The 13495-nt window shown below is 74.7% G+C and carries 1 protein-coding gene; it reads left to right on the forward strand.

Going from position 1 to position 13495, the window contains the following annotated elements; translation table 11 throughout:
• Positions 1–175 precede the first annotated feature (175 nt).
• Positions 176–13444, forward strand: coding sequence for a type I polyketide synthase (locus tag AB0J40_RS34630; RefSeq protein ID WP_364461744.1), 13269 nt, complete (start codon positions 176–178; stop codon positions 13442–13444).
• Positions 13445–13495: the final 51 nt, after the last annotated feature.

A 13495-nucleotide genomic window follows, 5' to 3' on the forward strand; every position in this document is an offset into this window, starting at 1 on the left:
TCCAGCCTATCGCCCACCCCCGACGAACCGTCCGGAAAGCCGCCCCACGAGCCGCAGTTGTCCACAACCGCGCCGGCCTGGGGACAGCTCGGCCCGCGACCGCCAACTTTAGGGATTTGCGGGTCCCGCATGCGGTTCACTCGAGGCGACCACGCCGTGAACCCGGAGGTACCTGGTGGCACTGTCTGCCGAAAAGGGCAAGGACAAGGACAAGGTCGTCGAAGCGCTCCGGGCGTCCTTGCGGGACAACAAGCGGCTGCGCGAACAGAACGACCGGCTCGCCAAAGCCGCCACCGAACCCATCGCCATCGTCGCCATGGGCTGCCGCTTCCCGGGCGGTGTCACCGACCCCGACCAGCTCTGGGACCTCCTCAAGAACGGCACCGACGCCATCGGCGCCTTCCCCGCCGACCGCAACTGGACCGCCGAGGAACTCGCCGGCAGCAACACCGCCGAGGGCGGCTTCCTCGACCAAGCCGCCGACTTCGACCCCGGCTTCTTCGGCATCTCCCCGCGCGAAGCCCTCGCCATGGACCCGCAGCAACGCCTGCTGCTCGAAGTCGCCTGGGAGACCTTCGAACGCGCCGGGCTCGACCGGGACACCCTGAAAGCCGGCGACACCGGCGTTTTCATCGGCTGCAGCAACCAGGCCTACGGCTCCACCGACTTCGACACCCTCCCCGACGAAGTCCGCGGCCACCTGCTCACCGGCAGCGCCGTCTCGGTCGCCTCCGGGCGGCTCGCCTACACCTTCGGCCTCGAGGGCCCCACCGTCACCGTCGACACCGCCTGTTCGTCGTCGCTCGTCGCGCTGCACCTCGCCGTGCAGGCCCTGCGCGCGGGGGAGTGCTCGATGGCGCTCGCCGGCGGGGTCACCGTCATGGCCACGCCCGCCGTCTTCGTCGAATTCACCAGCCAGGGCGGGGTTTCCGCCTCCGGGCGGTGCCGGTCGTTCGCCGACACCGCCGACGGCACCGGCTGGGGCGAGGGCGCCGGCGTCCTGCTCGTCGAACGCCTTTCCGACGCGCGCAAGAACGGCCACCCGGTGCTCGCCGTCCTGCGCGGGTCCGCCGTCAACTCCGACGGCGCCTCCAACGGCCTCACCGCCCCCAACGGCCTTTCCCAGCAACGCGTCATCCGCGCCGCGCTCGCCAACGCGGGCCTCAATCCGTCCGAAGTGGACGCCGTCGAGGCGCACGGCACCGGCACGACCCTCGGCGACCCGATCGAGGCGCAGGCCCTCCTGGCCACCTACGGCCGCGACCGCGAACACCCCCTCCGGCTCGGCTCCATCAAGTCCAACATCGGCCACACCCAGGCCGCGGCCGGCGTGGCCGGGGTCTTGAAGATGGTCCTGGCCCTGCGCCACGCCGAACTGCCCCGCACGCTGCACGTCACCGAGCCGTCCACCCAGGTCGACTGGACGCGGGGATCGATCGAGCTGCTGACCGAGCACACACCGTGGCCCGAGACCGGCACGCCCCGGCGGGCCGGCGTCTCGTCGTTCGGCGTCGGCGGCACCAACGCCCACGTCGTCCTGGAAGCAGCCGAGCCCACGCCCGCGCAGGCCGAAGCGCCGCAAGGCCCGGCAACGTGGTTGCTGTCCGCCCGCACCGCCGAAGCCCTGCGTGCCCAGGCCGGCCTGCTCCGCAACGCCGGGAAAGCCGATCCGCACGACGTCGGCCTGACACTGGCTGCCCGCACCGCCTGGGAACACCGCGCCGCCGTCGTCGGCGAGACCGTCGAAGACCTCGTCCACGGCCTGGACGCGCTCGCGGACGCCACGCCGTCGGCCGAGGTGGTCCGGGGCGTCGCCGCGCCGCCGGGCAAGATCGCCTTCGTCTTCCCCGGCCAGGGTGCCCAGTGGGCCGGCATGGCCGTCGACCTCCTCGGGCAGTCCCCGGTGTTCGCCGCCCGCCTGGCCGAGTGCGAGGCGGCGCTGGAGTCCTATGTGGACTGGAAGCTGACCGACGTCCTGGGCGACGCCGAGGCCTTGGAGCGGGTCGACGTCGTCCAGCCGGCCTCCTGGGCCGTGATGGTGTCCCTCGCCGCGCTCTGGCAGTCGGCGGGCGTGCGGCCCGGCGCGGTCGTCGGGCACTCCCAGGGCGAGATCGCCGCAGCCGTCGTCGCGGGTGCACTGTCCCTTGAGGACGGTGCCCGCGTGGTCGCGCTCAGGAGCAAGCTCATCGCCGGGAGACTGGCGGGCAAGGGCGGCATGGCGTCGGTCGCGTTGCCGGAGACCGAAGTCCGGATCGACGGCCGGGTCAGCGTCGCGGCGGTCAACAGCCCCGGCTCGGTGGTGCTGTCCGGGGAGCCGGCCGCGCTCGACGAACTCGTCGAAACCTGCGTCGCCGAAGGCATCCGCGCCCGCCGCATCCCGGTCGACTACGCCTCGCACTCCGCGCACGTCGAGGCCATCGAGGACGACCTCCTCGAAGCGCTCGCCCCGATCACCCCGCGCGAAGCCACGATCCCGGTCTATTCCTCGGTGCTCGGCGACTGGGCCGGCGCCCTGGACGCCGGCTACTGGTACCGGAACCTCCGCCGGACGGTCCGGTTCGACACGGCCGTCCGCGGCCTCGCCGAAGCCGGGTACACGACGTTCGTCGAGGTCAGCGCCCACCCCGTGCTCGCCGCGGCCGTCCAGGAGACCCTCGACGAGCCCGTCGTCGTCGGGTCGCTGCGCCGGGGCGACGGCGGCCTGTCGCGCTTCCTGACGTCGCTGGCCGAGCTGTGGACGCGCGGCGCCGTCGTCGACTGGGCCGCGCTGTTCCCGGGCGCGCGGCTGGTGGACTTGCCCACTTACCCGTTCCAGCGCGAACGCTACTGGCTGACCCCGGCCCAAAAGGCAGCCGGAGCCGACAGCGACTTCTGGTCCGCTGTGGACAGTGGCGATGCCGAAGTGCTCGCCGGCTCCCTGGACGTCGACGCGGCGACGCTCACCGACGTCCTCCCCGCCCTCGCCCAGTACCGCAGGCGCCGCCGGGAACAGTCCGTCGTGGACAACTGGCGGTACCGGATCGCCTGGCGGCCCTCGACGCCGCCGGACGCGGACCTCACCGGCCGCTGGCTGGTCATCGCCCCCACCGGTCACCCCACCGGCGATCTCGTCGACGGGCTGGCCGCACACGGCGCCGAGCCGGTCCTGCTGACCGTGGAGCCCGGCACCCCGCTGCCGGAGCTGCCCACCGAAGGCGTCACCGGCGTCCTGTCCTTGCTCGCCTTCGCCGAGGACGGCCTCTACGCCACCATCGAGCTGGTCCGGGCGGTGGACGCGGTGCCGCTGTGGCTGCTGACCCGCGGTGCCGTGTCCACCGGCCGCTCCGACCGCCTGACCTCCCCGGACCAGGCGCAGGTCTGGGGACTGGGCCGGGTCGTGGCGCTGGAGCACCCGGACCGCTGGGGCGGCCTGGTCGACCTGCCCGAAACCCTCGACGAGCGCGCGCTCGGCCGCCTGGCCCGGGTACTCGCCGACCAGAACGAAGACCAGGTCGCGATCCGCGCGTCCGGGGTGCTGGTCCGCCGCCTGGTCCCGGCCCCGGCCGGCCCGCCGCGAGGGGAGTGGCGGACCGGCGGGACCGCGCTGGTCACCGGCGGCACCGGCGCGCTCGGCGCGCACGTGGCCCGCTGGCTGGCCGAGGCCGGCGCCGAGCACCTCGTCCTGACCAGCCGCCGTGGCCCGGACGCGGACGGCGCCACCGAATTGCGTGACGAGCTGACCGCGCTCGGCGTCGAGGTGACCGTCGCCGCGTGCGACGTCGCCGACCGCGCCGCCCTGGCCGCCCTGCTGGCCGAGGTCGAACCCCGCGTCGTCGTGCACGCGGCCGGGGTGGGCCGCTCGGCCGCGCTGGCCGATCTCGACCGCGGCGAGGTCGCCGAGACGCTGCGCGCGAAGGTCGACGGCGCGCGGAACCTCGACGAACTCCTGCCGGACGTCGACGCGTTCGTGCTGTTCTCCTCCAACGCCGGCGTCTGGGGCGGCGGCGGCCAGGCCGCGTACGCCGCCGCCAACGCCCACCTCGACGCCCTCGCGCAGCACCGCCGCGACCGCGGCCGGGCCGCGACGTCCGTGGCGTGGGGCGCGTGGGCCGGGCCGGGCATGACCGGCGACGGCTCCGGCGAGCAGCTGCGCCGCCGCGGCGTCCGCGCGATGGACCCCGCGCTCGCCCTCACGGCGCTGCGGCAGGCTCTCGAAGCCGACGAGACCTTCCTGTCCGTCGCGGACATGGACTGGGCGCGGTTCGCCCCCGCCTTCACCGCCGCCCGCCCACGGCCGCTGCTCGACGAGCTGCCCGAGGTCCGCCGGGTCGTCGAGGAGCCCGGCACGCCGGATTCATCCGCCAAGCACTACCTTTCCGGGCTGGGCGAGGCCGCGCGGGCCGAGGCGCTGCTCGACCTCGTCCGCGCCGAAACCGCCGCCGTGCTGGGCTACCCCGGACCCGGCTCGATCGAGCCCGACCGGGCCTTCCGCGACCTCGGCGTCGACTCCCTGATCGCACTGGAGGTGCGCAACCGGCTCGTCGCGGCGACCGGGCTCAAGCTGCCCGCCGTCGTGCTGTTCGACCACCCGGACCCGCGGCGGCTCGCCGCACGGCTGGGGCACGAGCTGATCGACGCCGGCCCCGTGGCGGCCGAGCGGCTCGTGTCCCGGGTGGACACCGACGACCCGATCGCCATCGTGTCGATGGCCTGCCGCCTCCCCGGGGACGTGCGGTCGCCGGAGGACCTGTGGACCCTGGTCGCGGCGGGCGCCGAAGGCCTGACCCCCTTCCCGGTCAACCGCGGCTGGGACCTCGGCGAGGTGAGCGGCGTGGGCGGGTTCGTCCACGACGCCGACGAGTTCGACGCCGCCTTCTTCGGCATCTCGCCCCGCGAAGCCCTGGCCATGGACCCGCAGCAGCGGCTGCTGCTGGAAAGCGCCTGGGAACTGTTCGAACGCGCCGGCGTCGACCCGCGCTCGCTGCGCGGCAGCGCCGCCGGGGTGTTCGTCGGCTGCGGCACCCAGGGCTACGCGACCGGCCACACCGAAGCGCCCGAAGAGGTCGAGGGACACCTGCTCACCGGGAACGCCGGGGCCGTCGTGTCCGGCCGGGTGTCCTACGTGCTCGGTCTCGAAGGCCCGGCGGTCACCGTGGACACGGCGTGCTCGTCGTCGCTGGTCGCGTTGCACTTGGCCGCGCAGTCGGTCCGGTCCGGCGAGTCGTCGATGGCGGTCGCGGGCGGCGTCACCGTGATGGCGACGCCGGGCGCGTTCCAGGAGTTCGGCAGGCAGGGCGGCCTGGCGGGCGACGGCCGGTGCAAGGCCTTCGCCGACTCGGCCGACGGCACCGGCTGGGGCGAGGGTGTCGCGCTGGTGCTGGTCGAGCGCCTCTCGGACGCGCGGCGGCTCGGCCACCCGGTGCTCGCGCTGCTGCGGGGATCGGCGATGAACCAGGACGGCGCCTCGAACGGCCTGAGCGCCCCGAACGGCCCGTCCCAGCAACGCGTGATCCGCGCGGCGCTGGCGAACGCGGGGCTCGCACCGTCCGATGTGGACGCCGTCGAAGCGCACGGCACGGGCACCAGCCTGGGCGACCCGATCGAGGCTCAGGCGCTGCTGGAAACCTACGGCCGCGACCGCGAGCACCCGCTGTGGCTCGGCTCGGTCAAGTCGAACCTGGGGCACACGCAGGCGGCCTCCGGCGTCGTCGGCGTGCTCAAGATGATCCTCTCCCTGCGCGGCGGGACACTGCCGAAGACCCTGCACGTCGACCGCCCGTCGACCCGGGTCGACTGGACCGCGGGCGAGGTCCGGCTGCTCACCGAGGCCCGGCCCTGGCCGTCCGGTGATCGGCCGCGCCGTGCCGGCGTGTCGTCGTTCGGGGTCAGCGGCACCAACGCCCACGTCATCATCGAGGAGCCGCCCGCGGTTCCCGCCGCCCACCGCGACCCGGAGCCCGGCGTGCTGCCGTGGGTCCTTTCCGGACGGACCGAGCAGGCGGTTCGCGACGCCGCGCACGGCCTCACGACCGTCGACGGCGACCCCTTGGACATCGCGTTCGCGCTGGCCGCGCGCACCCCATTCGAGTACCGGACCGTCGTGGTGGGGGAGGACTTCGGCCCGGCGCCGATCGTGCCGGCCGAGCCGGGGAAGACCGCTTTCCTGTTCTCCGGCCAGGGTTCGCAGCGCGTCGGAATGGGCGCGGAGCTGTACGAGCGGTTCCCGGTGTTCGCCGAGGCCTTCGACGCGGTGTGCGTGCACCTGGACGCCGAGCTGGACCGCCCGCTGCGCGAAGTCGTCTTCGGCGATGCGGAACTCCTCGACCGGACCGGCTACACCCAGCCCGCGTTGTTCGCCGTCGAGGTGGCGTTGTTCCGGCTGCTGGAGTCCTGGGGCGTGCTCCCGGACCACGTGGCCGGGCACTCGATCGGCGAGCCGGCCGCGGCGCACGTCGCCGGTGTGCTGTCCCTCGAAGACGCGTGCCGGCTGGTGGCCGCGCGCGCGGGTCTGATGCAGGCGCTCCCCGCAGGAGGGGCGATGCTGGCCGTCCAGGCCACCGAGGACGAGGTCACCGCGCTGCTGGGCGACGGCGTGAGCGTGGCCGCGGTGAACGGGCCCGAAGCCGTGGTGGTCTCGGGTGACGTCGACGCGGTCGAACGGCACTTCGCGGAACTGGGCCGGAAAGTCCGCCGCCTGACCGTCTCGCACGCGTTCCACTCGGCGGCGATGGACCCGATGCTGGCGGAGTTCGCGCGCGTGGCCGGTGGGCTGACCTACACCGCGCCGAAGATCCCGTTCGTGTCCACTGTGTCCGGTCGCGTCGCCGGGGACGAACTGCTCACCCCGGAGTACTGGGTCCGCCAGGTCCGCGAAACCGTCCGCTTCGCCGACGCCACCGAGACCCTCGCCGGACTCGGCGTCACACGCGCGCTCGAACTCGGGCCGGACGGCGTGCTCTCGGCACTGGCCCCCTTCCCCTCGGTGCCGGTGCTGCGCAAGGACCGCGCCGAGTACCGGAGCCTCCTCACGGCGCTGGCCGACGCGCACACGCGCGGCCACACCGTCGACTGGACCGCGGTCCTGCGCGCGGCCCACCCCGGGCACGTCGCTCGTCCTGTCGCCCTGCCGACCTACCCGTTCCAGCGCACGCGCTTCTGGCTGGAAACCCGGTCGACGCACCGGTCGGCCCCGGTCGGCGAGTACGAGATCGCCTGGCAACCCGTCGCCGACCCCGGCGAGGGAACCCTGTCCGGACGGTGGCTCGCGGTGGTCCCGGCCGGCACGGACCTGCGCCTTTGCGACGAAGTTCTCGAAGTCACCCCCGACGACGACCTCGCCGGGCACCTGCGCGGCCGGGACCTCGCCGGTGTCGTGTCCGCTTTGGACGTTCACGGTCAGCTCGCGCTGGTCCAGGCCCTCGGCGACGCGGGGATCGACGCGCCGCTGTGGTGCGTCACCCGAGGCGCGGTCGCCGCGGCCGAGGGCGACGTGCCGGACCCGGCGCAGGCGATGGTCTGGGGCCTCGGCCGGACCGTCGCGCTGGAGCACCCGCACCGCTGGGGCGGTCTCGTCGACCTGCCCGCCGACGTCGACGAATCCGTGCTCGCCCGCCTGCACGCGATCCTCGCCGGCGCGACCGGCGAAGACGAAATCGCCCTCCGCGGAACCGCGGTGCTGGCCCGGCGGCTGACCCGCCGCACGGCGCACCCGGTGACGCCGTGGCAGCCGAGCGGCACCGTCCTGGTCACCGGCGGCACCGGCGCGCTCGGCCGGCACGTCGCCCGCTGGCTGGCCGGCGCGGGCGCCGAGCACCTCGTCCTGATCAGCCGCCGCGGCCCCGACGCACCCGGTGCCACCGAGCTGCGCGAAGAGCTGACCGCCCTCGGTGCCCGGGTCGACGTCCTGGCCTGCGACGCCACCGACCGCGCGGCGCTCGCCGCGACCCTCGACACCGTCGGCGAGCTGACCGCCGTCGTGCACACCGCCGGTGTGCTGGCCGACGGCGTGCTCGAAGCGCTCACCCCGGCGCGGCTCGCCGAGGTCGTCGACGCCAAGGCCGTGGCCGCGCAGAACCTGCACGACCTGACCGTCGGGCACCCCCTGGCCGCGTTCGTCCTGTTCTCCTCCTGCGCGGGCACCTTCGGCGCGGCGGGGCAGGGCAACTACGCCGCCGCGAACGCCTTCCTCGACGCGCTCGCCGAGCAGCGCCGGGCCCAGGGCCTGGTGGCGACGTCGGTCGCCTGGGGACCGTGGGCCGACGGTGGGATGGCCACGGCGGCGGCCGCGGAGGAGCACCTCGGCCGCACCGGGCTCGTCCCGCTGCGGCCCGACCGGGCGATCACCGCGCTGCGGGCCGCGGTCGAGAGCGGCGGCACGACCGTCACCCTCGCCGACATCGACTGGGACGTGTTCGCGGCCGCGCTCACCGCGCACCGCCCGAGCCCCCTGCTCGCCGGCCTCCCCGAAGTCCGGCCCGTGGTGGCCACGGATTCCCTCAAGGACAAGCTCGCCACCACCGCGGACGCGGAGAAGCTGCTGCTCAAGGTGGTGCGCGAGCAGGTGGCGTTCGCGCTCGGCCACCGTTCGGCCGACGACGTCCCGGCCGGGCGGACCTTCAAGGAGCTGGGGTTCGACTCGCTGACCGCGGTGGAGCTGCGCAACCGCCTCGACACCGCGACCGGGCTGCGGCTGCCGGCGACCCTCGCGTTCGACTACCCGACCGCGACCGCACTGGCGGGGTACCTCCGCGCGGAACTGCTGGGCGCGGTCGACGAAGCACCGGTGGCACTGGCCCAGGACGCCGACGAGCCGATCGCCATCGTCGGGATGAGCTGCCGCTTCCCCGGCGGGGTGCGCAACCCGGACGAACTCTGGGCCCTGCTGGCCGAGGGCCGCGACGCCGTGACGGAGTTCCCGGCCGACCGCGGCTGGGACACCGCCGCGCTCTACGACCCCGACCCCGACCACGCCGGGACGACGTACGTCCGCGAAGGCGGGTTCCTGGCCGGCGCCGACCGGTTCGACGCCGAGTTCTTCGGGATCTCGCCGCGCGAGGCGCTGGCCATGGACCCGCAGCAACGGCTGCTCCTGGAAGCGTCCTGGGAGGCCCTGGAGCAGGCGGGCATCGACCCGCAGTCGGTGCGGGGCGCGCCGGTCGGGGTGTTCGCGGGGACCAACGGGCAGGACTACACCGCGGCCCTGCACTTCGGCGAGGAGAGCGTCGACGGCTACCTCGCCACCGGCAGCGCCGGCAGTGTCCTTTCCGGACGGATCGCCTACGAGCTCGGCCTCGAAGGCCCGGCGATGACGGTCGACACGGCGTGTTCGTCGTCGCTGGTCGCCCTGCACCTGGCCGCCCAGTCGCTGCGGGCGGGCGAATGCTCGCTCGCGCTGGCCGGCGGGGTGACGATCATGTCCACCCCCGGCCTGTTCGTGGAGTTCAGCCGCCAGCGCGGGCTGGCTCGGGACGGGCGGTGCAAGGCCTTCTCCGACGACGCCGACGGCACCGGCTGGGGCGAGGGCGTCGGCGTCGTGCTCGTCGAACGGCTCTCCGACGCACGCCGCCACGGCCACCCGGTGCTGGCGGTCGTCCGGGGCTCGGCGGTCAACCAGGACGGCGCGTCCAACGGGCTCACCGCACCGAACGGTCCATCGCAGCAACGAGTGATCCGGGCGGCGCTGGCGAACGCGGGCCTGGAACCGTCCGATGTGGACGCCGTCGAGGCGCACGGCACCGGCACGACCCTGGGTGACCCGATCGAGGCGCAGGCGCTGCTGGCGACGTACGGCCGGGACCGCGCCACGCCGTTGTGGCTGGGGTCGATCAAGTCGAACGTCGGGCACACGCAGGCCGCGGCGGGGGTCGCCGGCGTGATCAAGATGGTGCTGGCCCTCCGGCACGGCGTGCTGCCGGCGACGCTGCACGTCGGCGAGCCGTCGCGGCACGTCGACTGGGAAAGCGGCGCGGTGTCCCTGCTGACGGAGGCACGGCCGTGGCCGGACCGCGAAGGTCCGCGCCGTGCGGGCATCTCGTCGTTCGGGGTCAGCGGCACGAACGCGCACATCATCGTCGAGGAAGTTCCCGCTGAGCCGGCGCCGGTGGTGGACGTGGACGATTCCTCGACCGCGTGGGTGCTGTCGGGCCGTTCGGAAGCGGCGGTCCGGGACCGCGCGGCCGCGCTGGCCGAGGTGCCCGGCAGCGTCGCCGAGATCGCGTGGTCGCTGGTCAGCACTCGCTCGACCTTCGAACACCGTGCGGTCGTCCTGGCCGACCACCGCGACGGGGTGCGGCAGCTGGCCGCGGACGCGCCGGGGCCGTCCGTCGTCACGGGCACCGCCGGGGCCGCCGGCGAGACGGCGTTCGTCTTCCCCGGCCAGGGCGCGCAGTGGGCGGGCATGGCCGTCGGCCTGCTCGACGAGCCCGTCTTCGCCGCCCGGCTCGCCGAATGCGCCGCCGCGCTGGAACCGTACGTGGACTGGTCACTGACCGACGTCCTGGGTGACGCGGAGGCCCTGGAGCGGGTCGACGTGGTGCAGCCGGCGTCCTGGGCCGTGATGGTGTCGCTGGCCGCGCTGTGGCGCTCGGCCGGCGTCGAACCCGACGCCGTCGCCGGGCACTCGCAGGGCGAGATCGCGGCCGCGGTCGTCGCGGGTGGACTGTCTCTTGAGGACGGCGCGAAGGTCGTCGCGTTGCGCAGCAAGGCGATCGCCGCCGGGCTCGCGGGCCACGGTGGCATGGCTTCGGTCGCCCTCGACGCCGGACGCGTCGCGGACCTCCTGCCGGACGGGGTCGCGATTGCGGCCTACAACAGCCCGGCGTCGACGGTGGTGTGCGGCGACCCGGCCGCGCTGGACGAGCTGCTCGCCCACTGCGCGGACCAGGACGTCCGCGCCCGGCGCATCCCGGTCGACTACGCCTCCCACTCGGGCTACGTCGAGGGCATCCGCGAGGAGCTCCGCGGCGTCCTCGCGGACCTGCGGCCGCGCCCGGGCGACATCCCGTTCTACTCGGCGGTGACCGCCGAACCGGTCGACACCGCCACCCTCGACGGCGGCTACTGGTACCGGAACCTCCGGGAGCCGGTCCGCTTCCTCGACACGACCCGGGCGCTCATCGAGCGCGGGCACCGGTTCTTCGTGGAGGTCAGCGCGCACCCGGTGCTGCTCAGCGCGATCCAGGAGACTCTCGACGACACCCCCGGCGTCGTCGTCGGGACGCTGCGCCGCGGCGAAGGCGACCCGCGCCGCTTCCTGACCTCGGTCGCCGAGCTGTGGACGCAGGGGCACGCCGTCGACTGGGCGGCCTTCGTCCCGCGGACGCGCACGGTCGGCCTGCCCACGTACCCGTTCCAGCACCGGCGCTACTGGCCGAAGCCCGCACAGCCCGCGGCGCCGGCCGGCGACCCGCTCGACGAGCAGTTCTGGGCGGCGGTGGACCGCGAGGACGTGACGTCGCTCGCCGGTACCCTCGCGATCGCGCCGGAACCGCTCGGCGACGTCCTGCCCGCACTCGCGTCCTGGCGGCGCACCCGGGTCGAACAGTCCACTGTAGACAATTGGCGCTACCGGATCGTGTGGAAGCCTCTCGAAACACCGGAGCGGCCCCTCACCGGTACCTGGCTGGTCGTCATGCCGGAAGGCGGCGAGCACCCCTGGCTCGACGCGGCGCCGCGGATCTTCGAGACCGCCGTCCCGGTGACCGTCGGCGACACCGACCGGGCCACGCTCGGCAAGCGCCTGGTCGACCTCGCTCCGGTGGACGGCGTGCTTTCGCTGCTGGCGCTCGACCCGGCCGGGCAGCGCGGCGTCGCGAACACCCTGCTCCTGACCCAGGCACTCGGCGACGCCGGGAGCACCGCCCCGCTGTGGCTCGCCACGGCGGGCGCGGTCGCCACCGGCCGCGCCGACGCGGTCACCGACGCCGGGCAGGCCCAGGTCTGGGGCCTCGGCCGGGTCGTCGGCCTGGAACACGCCGACCGCTGGGGCGGCCTGGTCGACCTGCCCGCCACGACGGACGAGCGCGACCGGCGGCGGCTGGCCGGCGTCCTCGCCGCGGCGGGCGACGAGGACCAGGTCGCCGTCCGGCCGTCCGGGGTGCTCACCCGGCGCTTGGTGCCCGCTCCGCTCGGCGACGGTGCCCCGGCTCGCGACTGGCGGCCGTCTGGCACCGTGCTGATCACCGGCGGTACCGGCGGGGTCGGGGCCCACGTCGCCCGCTGGCTCGCCGGCCGCGGCGCGGCGCGCCTGGTCCTCACCAGCCGGCGCGGCGAAGCGGCGCCCGGCGCGGCCGAACTCCGTGACGAACTGGCCGGGCTCGGCACCGAAACCACGATCGCGGCCTGCGACGTCGCCGACCGCGAGGCCGTGCGGGCGCTGCTCGACGGCCTGGCCGAAGCGGGCACACCCGTCCGGGCCGTGTTCCACGCGGCCGGGATCGTCCAGGGCACCGCGCTGGACGACACCGAACTCGCCGAGTTCGCCGAGGTGGTGGCGGCCAAGGTCGACGGCGCCACGCACCTCGACGAACTCCTGGACGACGTCGACGCGTTCGTCCTGTTCTCCTCCAACGCCGGCGTCTGGGGCAGCGGCGGCCAGGGCGCCTACGCGGCGGGCAACGCCTTCCTCGACGCGCTCGCCCAGCGCCGCCGGGACCGCGGCCGCACCGCCACCTCGGTCGCGTGGGGCGCCTGGCAGGGCGCGGGCATGGCGGGCGACCACGACGCCGAAGAGCACCTGCGCCGCCGCGGCGTCGGCGCGATGCCGCCGGAGCGGGCGCTGCTCGCGCTGGGGCAGGCGCTCGACCGCGACGAGACCGTGCTCACCGTCGCCGACGTCGACTGGGACCGGTTCGTGCGGGGCTTCACCGCCGCGCGGCCGCGGCCGCTGCTGGACGACCTGCCCGCCGTCCGCCGGGCCCTCGAAACCCAGCGGGCGGAACCGGAGGCGACCCCGGAGTCGTTCACGAGCCGGCTGACCGGCCTGCCGCCGGTCGAGCAGGAGCGCGTGGTCCTCGACCACGTCCGCGACGCCATCGCCCGGGTCCTCGGGCACGCCGGCGCCGGCGAGGTCGACGCGCACCGGCCGTTCAAGGAAATCGGCTTCGACTCCCTGACCGCGGTGGAGCTGCGCAACCGCCTGCGCGCGGCGACCGGGCTGAAGCTGCCCGCCACCCTGGTCTTCGACCACCCGACGCCGGCGGCGCTGGCCGGGTTCCTGCTCGCGGCGCTGGTCGGCGAGGAAGTTTCGGTCCTCACCGAGCTCGACCGGATCGAGGCGCTGGTTTCAGGGGTTTCCCCAGAGGATGCCGCCTTTGGTCAAATCACCAGCCGCCTTCGGACCATGCTGGACAAGCTGGGGGAAGCGCGGGCGTCCGACGACGGCCGTCCCCGGGTCGCCCAGCAGCTCGAAGCCGCGACGGACGACGAAATTTTCGACTTCATCCACCGGGAGCTAGGCAGGTCGTGAGCTGCCCGCGCCCGGTGGACCGCACGAAAGACCACAAGGGCGAGGGCGCTG

Source organism: Amycolatopsis sp. NPDC049691, from assembly GCF_040675005.1.
Lineage (GTDB): Bacteria > Actinomycetota > Actinomycetes > Mycobacteriales > Pseudonocardiaceae > Amycolatopsis.